We start from the raw sequence: 14750 nt of genomic DNA, 5'->3' as shown, positions 1-14750 counted from the left end.
TTGACTGAAATGCAACTCTGCACTGGCCATTCCGTTCAGGGTAGAACGTTACTCCACCATCACTGTGATCTTCTCAGAGACCACGGGCGGATTATGCGGCACGTGCATGTGGTCACCCACCAAAAGCTGCAGCGTGTGTTTACCCGGCGATAGCGTGATCTCGGTTTCGGTTTGTCCACCGCCAAAGTGCTTGATTTGATCCGTTGCCGGGAGAGATTTGCTCAGATCGGACGGTACGTCGGTATCGATCAGCAGGTGGTGGTGCCCGGTGCCTGCTTTTTCCACGCCAGCAGGTGCCACGCCCATGTTCCGCAGACCAAAGACGACTTTGAAGGTCTGGTCGACGGTTGCGCCGTCAGTTGGTTGCACGAAATACACGCCAGCGTTGGCCGGCGCCTCAGACATCATGCTCTCTGCGAATGCGGCAACTGGCGCGGTCAACAGAGCTAAAGATAGGGTAACTGCAATCCTGTTCATTTCATTACCTCCCTGGTGTTTGCCACAGGTGAGTATAGTTGAGGAAATCAAATGCTGTTGGTCCTGCCTTGGTGATCCGCCGGGGCTGTACTCCGTTGCGCACCACCGCGCCTTCTATGCGCTTCGAGGCGCAAACATGATGATGGCCATGCCGAGCAACGCAACGCCGGAACCAACCATGTCCCATAGGGTTGGCCGGATACCATCAACTGCCCAGAGCCAGAGAATGGCCATGAAGATGTATACGCCACCATAGGCCGCATAAACCCGCCCGGCTGCGGTTGGATGCAGGGAGAGTAACCAGGCAAATGCCACGAGGCTCAGAGCACCTGGGACCAGAAGCCAGATGGTCTTGCCCTCACGAAGCCAAAGATAGGGCAGGTAACAGCCAACGATTTCAGCCAGGGCGGTGACGAGAAACAGACCGACGGTTTTCAGTTCGGGCAATGGGATTGTCCTTTCGGAAATTAAATACCGTATTCACGTTCTACTTTCGCAACGCGCACACGAAAGCTCGAATACCATTTTTGATGACCCAGACGCTGGGCTTCCCGATGCTCTGCGTTTTTCTTCCAGTTGGCAATGGCCTCCTGGCTTTCCCAGTAGGAGACAGTGATGCCCAGATCCTCGCGAACGGATTCCATGCCCAGAAAGCCCGGCTGGGATTGCGCAAGCTCTACCATCCGCGCGGCCATTTCTGCATAGCCATTATCGCCCTCAGTTCGGTGGTTGCTGAAAATCACAGCGTAGTAGGGCGGTTCGGGCGTGTTGGCGATCTCTGACATATCTGCCTCCGGTCTATTGGGTCTGTTAATAAGTGCGCCCAGTACTTTCAGGCTAGCTGCGTTCACACAGATCTATGGGCGCCCGTTCAATTTTCTGTGTGTTCGATGTTTTCCCGGCAACGGGTATTATCAGGAAACCAGTGCCGGCGAAGGCTGTCGAACGGCTGACGCGGCCCTGACCCGAGTCATCCAGCCCGAGCACCGTCTTGCTGGTGACCATGCCAATGAATGGATTACCAGGCTCCCGGGCGCCGGAGGCAACGTAGTCCCGCTTCAGCTCAATTCGCCCCGCCTTGAACTCGAAATCTTCGCCTTCCCGAAATCGGGACTGCTTTAGTAGAACACCATCCGATATTGCAGATGCGACCAGACTCTTGCCATCGCCTTTCTGAATATAAACCGCCTGGGGTGGCGTTGCAGCCGTAAACTCGTCGGGCCAGATGATGGAGGTCAAACATACAGGCGCTGAGCCGTCCGAAGGATCGCTGCAGTTCCGGTAACAGCCAATAAAGCCTTCCAGACCGGGTGATTCTGCGAATCCAGTGTCTTCTTCCGCGACTTCTGTGGAGGCACAGCCCGCACAGAACAGGAACATTGCGATTGGAGCGACCTGTCTCATTTTCAACGCCAACCCCTCTTCGACTTTCAAGAAAAAAGATTTCTACCCGTTATTTGGCCAGTCGTTTCACGCCTCATGTTCGGTTGATGGCGTTCTTCAGAGCCGCGAGGCTTTCTGGCCCCGCCTCAAGGCGGATGCATTCCCCGGAATCATGTTCCCAGGATGCAGCTGAGCTCATGTGGAGATGCACGTTCACAGCCGCTTCAAATGATTCCTCCAAAAGTCCAGCGGGAACCCAAATAACTTCTATGCCCCTCAGTTGGTTTGGTACTGGGCTACCGCAGACCGAGCAGAAATCACTGCGATAGCCTGTTGGCTTCTGGAAAGAAGAGATTTTGTCCTGACCAGACAGCCAGCGAAGGTCCTCCTGCTTCACAAAAGTTGCCGCATTCGCCGATGATCCCGTTACCTTCCGGCAGAGGGAACAGTGGCATTGGTAGAGGTTGGGAATATTGCCCTCAATCTTGAATTTCACTCCGCCGCAAAGGCACTCGCCTTTCATTGTTAATTCCTTGTCGCATTCATTCCGCAGTTGAGGCTATGGAGCTCTTTGAAAAATGCTCTATTTTTTAAAGGCGCCACCGCATAGGATGAGTCTGTTGAAGCATACCGTCCTCGTCCCAGTCTTCCCAGCCTGTAAAAGGGATGGGTGTTTCATCGAATAGTCCGGGTAGCCGCTCCGCCCATAGGGTTTTCTTCTGTTCCAGCTGTTCCCTGAACCTGGACTCGTCCTCGTAACGAATGCCCCCTCCCTGAATGCCATAGCTAACCTGGGGCGGCAGAACATCAAACCCTACGTAATACAGCGAGGAATGCATCGGCCATAGCCATTCCACCATATTGCCAGCGCGGCCGAAGGGCATGAAAGCCTGCTCCGGAGACCCGGTGGTTACCGACAACATGGCTTTTTTGCCCCGGAAGTGTCCCCGGTCGTAACGTCGGCTCCCGGAATAGAGCCCTCCGTATACCAGAACCCGATCGAACCAACCCTTGAGGATTGCCGGTTGCGCGTGCCACCACAACGGAAACTGGAAGATCACGAGGTCGGCCCACTCCAGACGGCTGATTTCCCTCTGAACCTCAGGAGTCAGTATGCCTCGTTCATAATGAGCCCGCTGCTCGCTCAACGGGGCGAAATAGGTGTCATCAACCCGCTCGCGGTAGTGGCCCGCTCGTTCAACCGGATCAAACTCTTCCTGGTAAAGGTCATTGAGTTCCACTGTGTGTCCAACAGCCTGAAGGGACTCTATCGCCACATCAACCAGCCCGCCATTAAACGATTTGCGCTCGGGGTGAGCGAAGACAATCAGCACGTTCATAGCCCATCACTCCTTTTGCATTCATCTGGCGATAGCCTAAGCTGTTCTTTGGTACACATAAATTCTCAATATGCGCGAATTCAATTTGCATGAATGAACAGCAAATACGGTGGGATGATCTGCAGATTGTGTCGGCTATTGCCGACACGGGAACGCTCTCAGGAGCTGGCAGGCAGCTGGGAATCAGCCATGCGACAGTCTTCCGCCGGCTCACCAATCTGGAAAATCAGCTGGGCGTGGTGCTTTTTGAGCGATCACGCACTGGATACACGCCAAGCGCTGCCGGAGAGGATCTTTTCGCTGTCGCGAGAAGGGTACAGGAGGATATCACTGGCGTTGAGCGACGGCTTGCAGGAAAGGACCTCAAGCTCTCCGGGACCATCCGGGTCACCACAACCGACACCTTGTTTGCGGGTTTGCTGGCTACATCGTTCGAAAAGTTTCGTGGGGACTACCCCGATATCAAACTGGAAGTTGTCATCTCGAATCAGGTGCACAGCCTGAGCAAACGGGAAGCAGACGTCGCCATTCGCCCCACCGGGAATCCCCCGGAAACCCTGGTTGGGCGGAAGGTCGGAGTAATCCGGCAGAGCGTCTATGGGCAACGGCATCATTGGCAGAACCGGCCGGCCCCTCTGGACACCTTAACCGGGTACCAGTGGATTGGCCCGGATACGCATATGGGCAATCGGGCCCTGGAAACCTGGATGGCCCGGAACGGGTTGAATGAATTCTGCAGTTACCGTGTCGACTCGATGCTGGGAATGCAAAGTGCCAGTCGATCTGGTGACGCAGTGGCCGTGCTTCCGGACTACTTGGGGGAGTCCGATTCTTTGCTCTGCCGGCTGACTGATCCCATTGCGGAACTGGATATGCCTCTGTGGATTCTCACCCATCCAGATCTGAAACGCGTGAAACGAATCCGGGAGTTTACGCAGGTTATCGGTGAGGGACTAAGGCAAGTGCTGGATTCCGAGAAATGATCCGAAGTAAGAAGGCTCGTACTCTTGAGACTTTGTCATGGCGTTCCAAAGAGATCTAGAGCCAACGGCGCACCCGTCGCTCGTACTCCCGGAACTCCTCACCAAATAACTCCCGAAGGGCACGTTCCTCCGGTGCAATCTGGAACCGGTTCATATACAACACAAAGACGATCACGCCGATCAGAGCCCAGGCGGACGCCAGGAAAGCGCCCCAGGCCAGCAGCCATAACCCGAACCCCACATACATTGGATTGCGGGAGAAGCGGTAAACGCCGAAGTTGACCAAGGCAGAACTGGCTTCCGGCTTGCGGGGGTCTACGGTTGTCTTCGAGGACCGGAAAGCCAGTACCCCGGCGAGTGCAAACAGGGCGCCCAGCAGAAACAGGGCGGTTGCTACCCCCAAACGTAGCGTGTCGCCAACCTCAACCCGCGGGCCTGCCTCTGCGATGAGCCACATCAGCAACCCTACAATCACCACCAGCGCGACCGGTGGAATGCGCTTTTCCAGCATGTTCGGTTTCTCTCAGAAAAATCACTCGAATCAGGCAGTGGCGGGGCGCCACCTCCCGAATGTCAGTTGCACCGACATTATCGGGCTATCGGAGCTGACTGTCTTTACTGCCTCTGCGATTGATGCCGCCTGAGTGAGGGTGCTCCTTTTCATAGGCCGCCTGGCAGTCAATGCACAGCCGAACACCGGGAATGGCCTTTCGCCGTGCCTCTGGAATTGGAGCACCGCACTCGTCACATTCTTCCGCGCTTTCGCCTCCGGCTAACTGGCTGCGAGCGCGCTGGATCTCGTCTTCAACGCTGGCGTCAATCTGTTCCTGAACTGCACCATCACGTGACCATCCGCCTGCCATGGGCGTCTCCCGCATCTACATCATTGATACCACTAAACAGTATCATTGGAGCGCGGGCGCTCAAAGATGCCCAGCGCCGAGTCTGCTGATGGGAAGATCAGAGCCTGGCGGGCTCGGTTTCAGGCTCGCGCCCGCCTCGAAGAACCAGATATAGCAACGGCCCTGCAGACACAAACACCGCCGTCAGGATAAAAAACGGAATCAGGTATCCCAATCCTTTGCCACGCTTTTTGGCGTCCTGGTACATCCAGACACAAGCCAGGGCAGCAAGGATATAGAGATCAATTACCACTTGGGCGGTATCCGGGCTGGACATCAGCTCGGCACCAAAGGCCAGGAGCGATTGCTCAGTTCCAGCCATTACCCAGAAAGTGAAGCCCATGAACAGGCAAAATACGATAAGGGGGAGGGGGGATAGTTTCATAATCGTCCTTGAGTAGGTGTTTCCAAAATGGAGCCTGTTAGATTCAACCTCAGGGATTTTCCTTGTATTGGGGTAAGTCGTCTGTGATCTCAAACCACGGCGCCTTGTTACCGACGTAAACGTGCCGCTCCGGCTTCACGCCCGGATCAGTATCTAGGGTGCCGATCGGGAACCCGAGCACATCCGGCTGGGCATCAAATCTCGTGTACAGACTGGAGCCGCAGTTGGAACAAAAGGCCTTGTGTTCGCCGGGGGACGACTCGTAGAACTTGATAAGCTCTTGTCCTTTCACCATGTGCCAGTCTGCTGACTTTACCTTTGCGCGGGTTCGAAATGCTGACGCGTGCAGCTTTCGGCACATGGTGCAGTGGCAGTTCAGAACATCTGTGAGGGGACCATGGATTTCGTACTTGATGCCGCCGCAGAGACAGCTTCCTGTTTGGGTCATTGGGTCATCTCCTGTTGATCCTCCGAAGCTTAACGGAGACTCTGGTCTGCGAGTCGAAGCCTAGCGTTCATTTTCCTGGAATTACATGTCTTCAGCGATGCGCTTCAGGGATTCACCATCAAGAAAATCGGAATCAATCTTGAGCAGCTTTGCATCTTTGCCGATCACAAACAGGAAGGCTTTGTTCCCGTGGTCGGAGTAGGCGAGTGAATAGGAATCCTGCGTCCAGGTGGCGACCTTTCGGTCACTGACAAAATTCTCATGCATGGTCTCGATCAACGTCTGGTCACAATCGGCTGCGGCTATTTCAAAGAAAACAGCCTCGAAGAAAGTGCCCGCTGGGCAGCCGTATTCCACCGTTTCATCGTGAGTCATGTCTGCGAAGGCCAGGAATCGTTTACCGTGCTCATCGCCGTATCGGAAAATCAACATGTTCTGGCTGTCGCCAATATCGCCAACAGCGGCAAAGCCTGCCGGAATGCTGAATCTCAAGTCCGAGTACACAAGCTCGATTCGGTTACCGGCATGAACAGCAACGGATAAACTTAAAGCAACAGCGACCAATCCAATCTTGAACATCTCAAATTCCCTTTAGTGCCATCGCCTAGTGCCATCGCCCCAGAAAAAGTTGATGGCAGCGGAGACATACTCACGGTCACTGTGATCCATGATCCAATTCCTTTTGTTTACTGAGAGATTACGTCCTCCTGGACGCTTTGCACGTTAGCAAATGATCATTGCGGGAGCGAGAAAATCTAATACGACCTCGTCACGTTTCGATTGGGAAAATAGATCTGCCACGGTTATTCGCGCCGATCTCATTTTTTATGCAGCGCCCTGTAGCGTTCCTCCAGTTCGGCACGAATGGCGCGGCGCTCCTTACCGTTGGCAAATCGCCGTATCTGATCATCGGTGCTCGGAACCAGCTGCGGCACTGCGACGGCTTTACCGTTGTCATCAACCGCCACCATGGTAAAAAAGCAGCTATTGCTATGGCGAACCAACTTGTTCCGGATGTTCTCGGTAACCACCTTGATACCGATCTCCATGGAGGTACGGCCGGTGTAGTTAACACTGGCCAGAAAGGTGACCAGTTCGCCAATCTGGATGGGTTGGAGGAACATCACCTGGTCGACAGACAGGGTAACGACATAGGTCCCCGCGTAACGGCTGGCGCAGGCATAGGCTACTTCATCCAGGTACTTCAGCAGGGTGCCACCGTGCACATTGCCGGAGAAATTGGCTTTGTCCGGCGTCATCAGGACGGTCATGCTCAGGCTTGTTGAATTGTTTTCCATGGCGCTTCTCTGGTGGTTTGCTATCCAGTATAGGCGCCAGGGTGCTGACAGGTAGCAGTTCTTATTAATCTCCCCATTTGTCCGGGCCTTTCACGGTGATGCGGATTAATAGTGTTTGACCCAAGCACCGCAGTACAATAAGATTCATACCAAATGAAGGTTAAATGGCAACAATTGAGGCACTCCAATGGCACTGTCATTCCTGAGCATCTTTAAGAAAGAAGATAAAGAAACTGAGTCTACCAGCGCGCAAGAGGTCGATCCAAAGGAGCAGGCTGAAGCCAGTCAGCAAGAGACTCCGAAGAAGAGCGGTCATGGTGGCGGGGCCTGCTGTGGTTCTTGCTCGTAACCCGATCTAGCCCCGGTCCTATGAATGAGTTGCGATCTCTCAAAACCGAACAAATCTGATAAGCTGCCGTGGTTTTAATCGGCCTCGAAAGTCACCAGATCCACATCCGCCGCCTGAGTGCGTAACTGTACCAAGGCCTGATAGGCAGGGGAGTTGTGCCAGCCGGCGACGGAATCCGCATCCGGAAAGCGGATAACCACCGTATCGGTGTGAGGGTATTGGCCACTCAGAACCTTCGCCTGTGTGCCCCGAAGCACCAGTTCCGCGCCCCAAGGCACCAGCGTTTCCGGCACCAGGCTGCGGTACTCCGCCCATTTGTTCGGGTCTTTCACAGTGATATTGCCAATAACGTAGGCTGTCATTAGTGTTCTCCAATCGAGGATCCAGGGTGGCCGCTGGCGTAATCAAAAATATCACTATTGCCTGTTGATTCCGGGAGGGCCCCTCTGGGTTAGATGCCAGTTTCCCGGTTTTGAGAGCAGCAACCGGTACCTGACTCGACCTCCTCATCGGTACGTGTCCACTGCGCCACTGGCCGGCCGTCGCGCTGCCTCCATGAGCCGGCCTGGTCCCGCTGCGGCCACCCGTCGGGCGATTCCTCCCAGGTTTCCTGCCGGCCGTAAGATGTGAGATCGAGCAACTGCAGAGTGGGCATCATGGCTTCGATTCCTCGCTGCGTCGTTTCGTAGGTTTGGAATACCTGATCGTCGTCCCGCAGGTAACAGCGCAGGTCGCCGCCGTCCCGGGTCGCCAGCAAGTCTGACGAATCGGTAGTCGAGTACCATGGCGTTGTCCATCCCAGGAAGTCCCGCTAGGCCGCAATCTCCTCCCATGGACCGTTGCTGAACACGGCGTAGCTGACGTCACGTTCTGCCAGGTACGCGCGGACGGCCGAGTTCATCGCGACCTGAGTGTGCGTACAGCCTTCACACTGCTTTTCGTGAGGCGCGCCCGGGTTCCACATGAAGTGATACACGATCAACATGCGCCGCCCTTCAAAAACATCAAGCAGGGCAACCGCGCCATCCGGACCCACGACCATGACCGGCTCCATTCGCGTCATCGGGAGACGTCTGCGAGCCGCAGCCAGTTTATCGCCGGCTTTTGTGTGGGCCTTTTCGTGGATCAGCAGTTCAGCGCGAGCCCGTTCCCATTCATCACGGCGAACGATTCTGGGAGTTGCTGAGTCTTGCATGACGTACCTCCTGTTCAAATTTGGATGTGGTACTTTCTTGTCGGTCAGCGCGCTTATAAATCGACAGGCATTGTGAAGATGCGCTGTGCGGGGCTTGCTTAACTATAGAAGGTGTCTGCTGTTCGTGGGTAATTCCGGACAGTTAACGCGAAGCTTTGCGCCAATTTTGGAGCCGCGAAGCGGCGGTAAATCGGTCGCTGTGCGGCAGCCGCTGGTTATGCCCCGTGTCCGATTTCGGATACAGCACTCCACGGGCGAATATTCTTCAACTGATCCTCAAGGGCATCTTCCGCAATCTCAGTGTCGTAGGCTGCCTGAGCTCGCAACCAATAGCCATTGGACAAACCAAAAAAGCGACAAAGTCGAAGGTCGGTGTCTGCGGTTATCGAACGCTTTCCAGCGATAATCTGACCTATTCTCTGAGCAGGCACGCCAATTTCTTTGGCCAAGCGGTATTGAGAAATCCCCATCGGTTCAAGAAACTCCTCCTTCAGTAACTCGCCTGGCGTTACAGGATCAATGTTGCGCATGAGTTACCTCCTAGTGGTAATCAACAATTTCGACATCTTCCGCACCAGCCTTTGTCCAGCGGAAGCACACCCGGAATTGTTTGTTGATTCGAATGCTGTGTTGACCTCTACTTCAATTCGAAGCAGTGTATCAATGACTGGAAGGCCCGAAGCCTCACTGGAATCAAATTCTGCATAAAACGAAATTTCCACGTTGTACTTGAACTCTGTTCCCGGCTGAAAGGTGCCAAAAACCAACTCCTGTTTTTTTGTGTTCCACTTTGGGACGGGGATGCTTCCAGACTTGGCATCTTTCAATTTAGAAAAAGTCAAAAAACCAATTTCCTGAGGCCAGGGGTCATCTGAAGCTATTCTATAAAAACGGTCACTACGACTGCTTTTCCCTGTTTAAGCAACTTTTCGATCAAAGCGATTAATTCCCCATAAACAAAAAGGCCCGAAGCTTTCACTCCAGGCCTTCTCGTCACTCATTGCAGTCAATCACCTCAACCGCACTTACTATCGCCGCAGGAGAGGCAGGTCGCACAGCCGTCCATCACGATCACCGCCTTGGTGCTGCACTTGCCGCACATGGTGGCGTTGGGCGGGTAGTCGTCGGCTTTTTCGTCGTTCGTCGCCGTGCTGTGGCTGGCTTCGAACTCGGCGCGCTTTTCTGCAAGGATGCGCTTGGTGGTTTCGCTCATCTCCTCGCTTTCCAGCAGGCCGATGGCCTTCAGGTGCTTCTCGATCACGGCGCCGATTTCAGCCACCAGGGACGGCATGAACACGCCGCCTTTCTTGAAGTAGCCGCCATTGGGGTCATACACGCTGCGCAGCTCTTCCACCAGGAAGGTTACGTCGCCACCCTTGCGGAATACCGCAGAGATAACACGGGTGAGGGCGATAACCCACTGGAAGTGCTCCATCGACTTGGAGTTGATGAACACTTCGTACGGCTGCCGGCTCTCGTGGTCGGTGCCTTCGTTGAGCAGGATGTCGTTGATGGTGATGTACATCGCGTGCTCAGCCACCGGCGGCTTGATCTTGTAGGTGGTGCCCAGCAGGAAGTCCGGCCGTTCGATGTATTCGTTCATCTGAACGGGCTTGGTTTCTGCGTGCACCGGTGCCTGGTGTTCGGTAGCTTCGGGGTCGGCCTTCTTTACGCGGTAGCCGACGATTTTGTTGCTGATTTTAACTGTCATGTTCGTTGTCCTGTGTCGGTTCCCGGATCAGTACTTGCCGTAGGTGCCTTCTTTGAGCGCGTCAAACAGGTTGGCGGCGTTGTGGATTTCGCCGTCGTACTCTACCTGCTCGTTGCCCTTGAGGGTGACCTTGCTGCCATCGTCCAGGGTGAACTCGTACATTGTGTTCTCGAGGTCTTTTTCCTTAACCAGTACGCCCTGGAAGGCTTCCGGGTTGAAGCGGAAAGTGGTGCAACCCTTCAGGCCTTTATCGTAGGCGTAGAGGTAAATGTCCTTGAAGTCCTGATAGGCGAAGTCTGTGGGAACGTTCGCGGTCTTGGAAATCGAGGAATCTACCCACTTCTGGGCGGCGGCCTGGATGTCCACGTGCTGCGACGGTGTTACGTCGTCGGAGGTGGTGAAGTAGGCCGGCAGCTTCTTGTCTTCCTCTTCAGAGAAAGGCATGGCACCCGGGTTCACCATGTGACGGTATGCCAGCAGCTCGAAGGAAAATACGTCGACTTTCTCTTTGGTCTTCCGGCCTTCGCGGATGATGTTACGCGCGTAGTGGTGCGAGAAGCTCGGCTCGATGCCGTTACTGGCGTTGTTGGCCAGTGACAGGCTGATGGTGCCGGTCGGCGCGATGGACGTGTGGTGGGTGAAGCGGCCACCTTTCTCGGCCAGCTCTTCCACCAGTTTCGGCTCCACCTGGGCAATCTGCTGCATGTACTTGCTGTACTTGGCGTGCAGGATGCGGCCTTTCACCTTGTCGCCCAGTTTGTAGCCGTCTTCAGACAGCTGCGGGCACTTGGTGAGCATTTTCGGGGTAATTTCAAACTCGTCGTCCATGATCGGCGCAACGCCTTTTTCCTCGGCCAGGGCGAGGGACTGGCGCCAGCCTTCAACGGCCATTTCACGCACAACTTCTTCTGTGAACTGTACAGATTCTTCAGAACCGTAGGGCATGCGCAGCATGGCGAGGGTGGAACCCAGGCCGAGGATGCCCATACCGTGGCGGCGCTTGTAGGTGATTTCGTGGCGCTGCTCGGCCAGCGGCAGGCCGTTGATCTCAACCACGTTGTCCAGCATGCGAGTGAAGATGGCCACAACCTTGCGATACTTCTCGTAGTTAAAGCTGGCCTTGTCGGTGAACGGGTAGTCCACGAACATGGTCAGGTTTACAGAACCCAGCAGGCAGCTGCCGTACGGGGGCAGGGGCTGCTCGCCGCAGGGGTTGGTGGCGCGGATGTCTTCGCAGAACCAGTTGTTGTTCATCTGGTTGACCTTGTCGATCAGGATGAAACCCGGCTCGGCGTAGTCGTAGGTGCTGCTCATGATGGTGTCCCAGATGAACTGGGCTTTCAGGGTGCGGTAGATGCGGCAGGCAACCTTGCCTTCACCGTTCACCACGTAGCCTTTCTGTTCCGGGAAATCACGGTATACGAACTGGCTCTCGTCGCTCAGGTCCAGCTTCTCGTCTTCCACTTCCTTCTGGGTAACGGGGAAGGAGAGGTGCCAGTCGGCGTCGTTGCGCACGGCTTCAATGAAGTCTTCGGTGATCAGCAGCGAGAGGTTGAACTGGCGCAGGCGGCCGTCTTCACGCTTGGCCTGGATGAAGTCGATCACGTCCGGATGGTGCACATCGAAGGTGGCCATCTGGGCGCCACGGCGGCCACCGGCAGAGGACACGGTGAAGCACATGCGATCGAAGATATCCATGAACGACAGCGGGCCGGAGGTGGTTGCCCCGGCGCCGGCCACGTACGCGCCTTTCGGACGCAGGGTGGAGAACTCATAACCGATACCACAACCTGCCTTGAGGGTAAGGCCGGCTTCGTGGTTCTTTTCCAGGATGTCGTTCATGGAGTCCTGAACGGTGCCTGAAACGGTGCAGTTGATGGTGGACGTTGCCGGCTTGTGCGCTTCGGCACCGGCATTGGAGGTAATCCGGCCGGCGGGAATGGCGCCGTTCTGCAGGGCCCAGATGAAGTTCTTCATGTGCTGGGTGCGCACGGATTTGTTTTCCACCTCGGCAAGGGCTTTGGCAACACGTTCGTAGGTTGCGTTGATGTCCTTGTCTACGGGCTCGCCGGTCTTGGTCTTCAGCTGGTATTTGCTGTGCCAGATGTCGATCGAGGCTTCCTGCATCGGGATTGTCGTTACCACTGCCTGTGCCTTAGCGTTCATTTCCACCCTCTGTCTTCCGGTATGTCTTCTTTTGATGGCACCAGTCCTTGTACCGGCGGCGCCATACCCCTTGAGAATCGTCTGTTTGGCCTTGGGCCTGTTTTCTTTTTAACCACTATATATGGGCTGAATCTGAGATGAGTATAACAGGATATAGTGTTCTGTGAATAAGAACGCAACTATTGATAGGCGCTTCGGGGCAAAGAAAATCAATCGAAACCGGCTTGAATCCGGGAAATTTTTTCTAAAACAGCGGTTTGGGGTTAAAGGTTCAAAACCACTACATGTTGTGGTTTAAAAATTGATCAGGCCCTAGGAAGTTCAGGTAGTCACATGATTTGTGACCCCTGCACGTACCCGGTTTGAACGTGTCGCTAAAGTATGGACGTGGTGTCGAAAACTGCAGTGGCCCACAGGATGTGAAAAGACTAAAAACAAGGAAATAACAATGAAAGGCCTGAAACCTAGCTTGCTAGCGCTCTGCGTTGCGGGTGTTCCACCTGCAGCCGTAGCCGAGATCCAGATGCTGGATGATTCGGCGATGGGCATGATCACCGGCCAGGCCGGTGTGACCATTGAGCTGGAAACCAAACTGAACATTGATCGCTTCATCTATACCGATGAGGGTTCGCTTGAGATCAACGATATTTTCGTTGGCGGTGCGAATCGGACGGATATGTTCTCAGAGATGAACCTGAACCTTAACGGGCAAGCCACTGACCGGCTGGATAACATCCGGATCAACATTGATGTTGCCCAGGACGGCGATGCCATAATCAACCTCCTGCCAATCAGCTTCAACGCGGTGGACTTCCGGATGCGGACAGGAGCCTGGAACCTGACTGGCACTGGGGGCAGCACGACCATACTTGATAACTTCAATATGGACATGCTTATCGGCTCCGGCACCATCCGGATTGATACCGCAACCGATAAGCTGAACCTGCTGACGGATATCGCGATCGATGATCTGGATTTTGATGTGCCGTTCCTGGCTCTCGGAATTCGTGACCTTCAGCTGACTGGCGCCGATTATGATCTTTCTGCGCCACAACCGTTGAGGGTGTTCGCGAATGTGGATTTGGACATCTACAAAGCGGCCAATGCGGCTGGTACAGAAGTGCTTGCTGTGGATCTGGACACATTTGAAGCCGATATGAGAATCGGCGGTGTCCTGATAGGCGGCACCTCTATTGGCTCAGTAGCACTGGATAACCTGGCGATTACCAATACCGCCATGCGTATCTACGGGCATTGAGGGCCTCTGGCCAACAAAGAACGGGGCCGATTATGGCCCCGTTCTTTGTTTCGGCGCGTTAGCCCAGCAACAGACTGTCGTCGTCCACCTCCAACCCGCGCTGTTTTTCAAACAAGCCGAGCAGATCTTTCACTTCCAGGCCTTCGCGGTCCTTGCCTTCGATATCAAACACCACCTCACCCTGGTGCAGCATGACTGTGCGGCTGCCAACTTCCAGCGCCTGCTTCATGCTGTGGGTCACCATCAGTGCGGTGAGCTTCTGCTCCTCGATGATCTTGGTGGTGAGTTCCAGCACGAACGCAGCGGTTTTCGGGTCCAGCGCGGCGGTGTGTTCGTCCAGCAGCAGGATGCTGGAGGGTGTAAGGCTTGCCATCAGCAGGCTCACGGCCTGGCGCTGGCCGCCGGACAGCAGGCCCATCTTGTCGCCAAGACGTTTTTCCAGGCCCAGGTTCAGGGACGAAAGGCTGTCCTTGAACTTCTCCATGTACTGTCTTTTAACGGCGCTTGTCAGGCCCCGGCGCTGGCCGCGCTTGATGGCCAGGGCGAGGTTTTCCTCGATGGTGAGGCCTTCGCAGGTGCCGGCCAGCGGATCCTGGAATACCCGTGCAACCCGGCCGGCCCGTTTGTGGGTGGGCAGTTTGGTTACGTCCAGGTTGTCCACAATGATCTGGCCACTGTCTACCAGCACTTCGCCGGCCAGGGCATTCAGGAAGGTGGATTTTCCGGCGCCGTTGCTGCCAATAACGGTAACAAACTCGCCCTGGTTGACGGTCAGGCTCATGCCCCGGAGTGCGGGGTTTTCCAGCGGTGTGCCTTTGCCAAAGGTGAGCCGGAGATCGGTTGCACTGATCATAT

The 14750-nt window shown here is 55.1% G+C and carries 20 protein-coding genes and 2 pseudogenes; 3 read left to right on the top strand and 19 right to left on the bottom strand.

The features are described 5' to 3' along the window. Positions 1-48: 48 nt before the first annotated feature. The 6 genes from KEHDKFFH_RS03730 to KEHDKFFH_RS03705 form a co-directional block, all read right to left on the bottom strand. Positions 49-468 carry a DUF4399 domain-containing protein gene (locus tag KEHDKFFH_RS03730; protein ID WP_422385683.1) on the bottom strand — a complete coding sequence of 140 codons (420 nt, stop codon included), beginning with the start codon at positions 466-468 and terminating at the stop codon, positions 49-51. A 123-nt stretch (positions 469-591) separates the two neighbouring features. After that, positions 592-924: a YnfA family protein gene (locus tag KEHDKFFH_RS03725; RefSeq protein ID WP_104320676.1), complete on the bottom strand. Its 333-nt coding sequence runs from the start codon at positions 922-924 to the stop codon at positions 592-594. A gap of 20 nt (positions 925-944) precedes the next feature. After that, entirely contained in the window at positions 945-1262 is a 318-nt protein-coding gene (locus tag KEHDKFFH_RS03720; protein WP_104320675.1) for an antibiotic biosynthesis monooxygenase family protein, read from the bottom strand. A gap of 52 nt (positions 1263-1314) precedes the next feature. Continuing rightward, the gene (locus tag KEHDKFFH_RS03715) at positions 1315-1881 is read right to left on the bottom strand and encodes a hypothetical protein (RefSeq protein WP_146084190.1); all 567 of its coding nucleotides are present in this window, start codon (positions 1879-1881) and stop codon (positions 1315-1317) included. 73 nt (positions 1882-1954) lie between these two features. Further along, a complete protein-coding gene (locus KEHDKFFH_RS03710) occupies positions 1955-2383 on the bottom strand; it encodes a GFA family protein (RefSeq protein ID WP_104320673.1) in 429 nt (142 codons plus the stop codon). A 67-nt stretch (positions 2384-2450) separates the two neighbouring features. Next, positions 2451-3200: an NAD(P)H-dependent oxidoreductase gene (locus KEHDKFFH_RS03705; protein ID WP_104320672.1), complete on the bottom strand. Its 750-nt coding sequence runs from the start codon at positions 3198-3200 to the stop codon at positions 2451-2453. 89 nt (positions 3201-3289) lie between these two features. Here KEHDKFFH_RS03705 and KEHDKFFH_RS03700 point away from each other — a divergent pair, with 89 nt between their 5' ends. Next, positions 3290-4183 carry a LysR family transcriptional regulator gene (locus tag KEHDKFFH_RS03700; protein ID WP_104320671.1) on the top strand — a complete coding sequence of 298 codons (894 nt, stop codon included), beginning with the start codon at positions 3290-3292 and terminating at the stop codon, positions 4181-4183. A 55-nt stretch (positions 4184-4238) separates the two neighbouring features. Here the strand turns inward: KEHDKFFH_RS03700 and KEHDKFFH_RS03695 are convergent, their stop codons facing one another. From KEHDKFFH_RS03695 to KEHDKFFH_RS03670, 6 genes are all read right to left on the bottom strand, one after another. Continuing rightward, entirely contained in the window at positions 4239-4694 is a 456-nt protein-coding gene (locus KEHDKFFH_RS03695) for a methyltransferase family protein (RefSeq protein ID WP_104320670.1), read from the bottom strand. Positions 4695-4779: 85 nt separating this feature from the next. Then, on the bottom strand, positions 4780-5046 hold the full coding sequence (locus KEHDKFFH_RS03690; RefSeq protein WP_104320669.1) for a DksA/TraR family C4-type zinc finger protein: 267 nt from the start codon (positions 5044-5046) through the stop codon (positions 4780-4782). Positions 5047-5143: 97 nt separating this feature from the next. Continuing rightward, complete coding sequence (locus tag KEHDKFFH_RS03685; RefSeq protein WP_104320668.1) at positions 5144-5470, bottom strand: DUF2834 domain-containing protein; 327 nt, start codon at positions 5468-5470, stop codon at positions 5144-5146. Between the two features lie 49 nt (positions 5471-5519). After that, positions 5520-5918 (bottom strand): GFA family protein, encoded by a 399-nt coding sequence (locus KEHDKFFH_RS03680; RefSeq protein ID WP_104320667.1) that lies wholly within the window; start codon positions 5916-5918, stop codon positions 5520-5522. A gap of 81 nt (positions 5919-5999) precedes the next feature. Continuing rightward, the gene (locus tag KEHDKFFH_RS03675; RefSeq protein ID WP_104320666.1) at positions 6000-6497 is read right to left on the bottom strand and encodes a hypothetical protein; all 498 of its coding nucleotides are present in this window, start codon (positions 6495-6497) and stop codon (positions 6000-6002) included. Positions 6498-6736: 239 nt separating this feature from the next. After that, a complete protein-coding gene (locus KEHDKFFH_RS03670; protein ID WP_104320665.1) occupies positions 6737-7216 on the bottom strand; it encodes an acyl-CoA thioesterase in 480 nt (159 codons plus the stop codon). 187 nt (positions 7217-7403) lie between these two features. Here KEHDKFFH_RS03670 and KEHDKFFH_RS20565 point away from each other — a divergent pair, with 187 nt between their 5' ends. Then, complete coding sequence (locus tag KEHDKFFH_RS20565) at positions 7404-7565, top strand: CCGSCS motif protein (RefSeq protein ID WP_104320664.1); 162 nt, start codon at positions 7404-7406, stop codon at positions 7563-7565. A 74-nt stretch (positions 7566-7639) separates the two neighbouring features. On the opposite strand, the gene KEHDKFFH_RS03660 is transcribed toward KEHDKFFH_RS20565, so the two are convergent. From KEHDKFFH_RS03660 to KEHDKFFH_RS03635, 6 genes and pseudogenes are all read right to left on the bottom strand, one after another. Beyond that, positions 7640-7927, bottom strand: coding sequence for a DUF1330 domain-containing protein (locus tag KEHDKFFH_RS03660; protein ID WP_104320663.1), 288 nt, complete (start codon positions 7925-7927; stop codon positions 7640-7642). An 89-nt stretch (positions 7928-8016) separates the two neighbouring features. Then, positions 8017-8760: pseudogene (locus tag KEHDKFFH_RS20340) on the bottom strand (DUF899 family protein). 215 nt (positions 8761-8975) lie between these two features. After that, the gene (locus KEHDKFFH_RS03650; RefSeq protein ID WP_104320662.1) at positions 8976-9290 is read right to left on the bottom strand and encodes a HigA family addiction module antitoxin; all 315 of its coding nucleotides are present in this window, start codon (positions 9288-9290) and stop codon (positions 8976-8978) included. A gap of 10 nt (positions 9291-9300) precedes the next feature. Beyond that, positions 9301-9396: pseudogene (locus KEHDKFFH_RS03645) on the bottom strand (type II toxin-antitoxin system RelE/ParE family toxin); the annotation flags it as partial. A 379-nt stretch (positions 9397-9775) separates the two neighbouring features. Beyond that, a complete protein-coding gene (locus KEHDKFFH_RS03640; RefSeq protein ID WP_104320661.1) occupies positions 9776-10471 on the bottom strand; it encodes a TSCPD domain-containing protein in 696 nt (231 codons plus the stop codon). A gap of 27 nt (positions 10472-10498) precedes the next feature. After that, the gene (locus KEHDKFFH_RS03635; RefSeq protein ID WP_104320660.1) at positions 10499-12637 is read right to left on the bottom strand and encodes an adenosylcobalamin-dependent ribonucleoside-diphosphate reductase; all 2139 of its coding nucleotides are present in this window, start codon (positions 12635-12637) and stop codon (positions 10499-10501) included. 448 nt (positions 12638-13085) lie between these two features. Between KEHDKFFH_RS03635 and KEHDKFFH_RS03630 the strand changes: the two genes are divergently transcribed. Beyond that, positions 13086-13895 carry a DUF6160 family protein gene (locus KEHDKFFH_RS03630; protein ID WP_104320659.1) on the top strand — a complete coding sequence of 270 codons (810 nt, stop codon included), beginning with the start codon at positions 13086-13088 and terminating at the stop codon, positions 13893-13895. 58 nt (positions 13896-13953) lie between these two features. Here the strand turns inward: KEHDKFFH_RS03630 and KEHDKFFH_RS03625 are convergent, their stop codons facing one another. Continuing rightward, complete coding sequence (locus tag KEHDKFFH_RS03625; protein WP_104320658.1) at positions 13954-14748, bottom strand: ABC transporter ATP-binding protein; 795 nt, start codon at positions 14746-14748, stop codon at positions 13954-13956. Between the last annotated feature and the right edge of the window lie 2 nt (positions 14749-14750).

It is taken from the genome of Marinobacter maroccanus, from assembly GCF_002933275.1.
Lineage (GTDB): Bacteria > Pseudomonadota > Gammaproteobacteria > Pseudomonadales > Oleiphilaceae > Marinobacter > Marinobacter maroccanus.
Note: the sequence above shows the minus strand (reverse complement) of the source record. Positions and strands in the feature narration are given on the sequence as shown.

Coding starts and splice junctions, on each gene's coding strand:
- KEHDKFFH_RS03720 (WP_104320675.1), bottom strand. CDS start 1,262: ATGTCAGAGATCGCCAACACGCCCGAACCGCCCTACTACGCTGTGATT.
- KEHDKFFH_RS03715 (WP_146084190.1), bottom strand. CDS start 1,881: ATGAGACAGGTCGCTCCAATCGCAATGTTCCTGTTCTGTGCGGGCTGT.
- KEHDKFFH_RS03710 (WP_104320673.1), bottom strand. CDS start 2,383: ATGAAAGGCGAGTGCCTTTGCGGCGGAGTGAAATTCAAGATTGAGGGC.
- KEHDKFFH_RS03705 (WP_104320672.1), bottom strand. CDS start 3,200: ATGAACGTGCTGATTGTCTTCGCTCACCCCGAGCGCAAATCGTTTAAT.
- KEHDKFFH_RS03700 (WP_104320671.1), top strand. CDS start 3,290: ATGAATGAACAGCAAATACGGTGGGATGATCTGCAGATTGTGTCGGCT.
- KEHDKFFH_RS03695 (WP_104320670.1), bottom strand. CDS start 4,694: ATGCTGGAAAAGCGCATTCCACCGGTCGCGCTGGTGGTGATTGTAGGG.
- KEHDKFFH_RS03690 (WP_104320669.1), bottom strand. CDS start 5,046: ATGGCAGGCGGATGGTCACGTGATGGTGCAGTTCAGGAACAGATTGAC.
- KEHDKFFH_RS03685 (WP_104320668.1), bottom strand. CDS start 5,470: ATGAAACTATCCCCCCTCCCCCTTATCGTATTTTGCCTGTTCATGGGC.
- KEHDKFFH_RS03680 (WP_104320667.1), bottom strand. CDS start 5,918: ATGACCCAAACAGGAAGCTGTCTCTGCGGCGGCATCAAGTACGAAATC.
- KEHDKFFH_RS03675 (WP_104320666.1), bottom strand. CDS start 6,497: ATGTTCAAGATTGGATTGGTCGCTGTTGCTTTAAGTTTATCCGTTGCT.
- KEHDKFFH_RS03670 (WP_104320665.1), bottom strand. CDS start 7,216: ATGGAAAACAATTCAACAAGCCTGAGCATGACCGTCCTGATGACGCCG.
- KEHDKFFH_RS20565 (WP_104320664.1), top strand. CDS start 7,404: ATGGCACTGTCATTCCTGAGCATCTTTAAGAAAGAAGATAAAGAAACT.
- KEHDKFFH_RS03660 (WP_104320663.1), bottom strand. CDS start 7,927: ATGACAGCCTACGTTATTGGCAATATCACTGTGAAAGACCCGAACAAA.
- KEHDKFFH_RS03650 (WP_104320662.1), bottom strand. CDS start 9,290: ATGCGCAACATTGATCCTGTAACGCCAGGCGAGTTACTGAAGGAGGAG.
- KEHDKFFH_RS03640 (WP_104320661.1), bottom strand. CDS start 10,471: ATGACAGTTAAAATCAGCAACAAAATCGTCGGCTACCGCGTAAAGAAG.
- KEHDKFFH_RS03635 (WP_104320660.1), bottom strand. CDS start 12,637: ATGAACGCTAAGGCACAGGCAGTGGTAACGACAATCCCGATGCAGGAA.
- KEHDKFFH_RS03630 (WP_104320659.1), top strand. CDS start 13,086: ATGAAAGGCCTGAAACCTAGCTTGCTAGCGCTCTGCGTTGCGGGTGTT.
- KEHDKFFH_RS03625 (WP_104320658.1), bottom strand. CDS start 14,748: ATGATCAGTGCAACCGATCTCCGGCTCACCTTTGGCAAAGGCACACCG.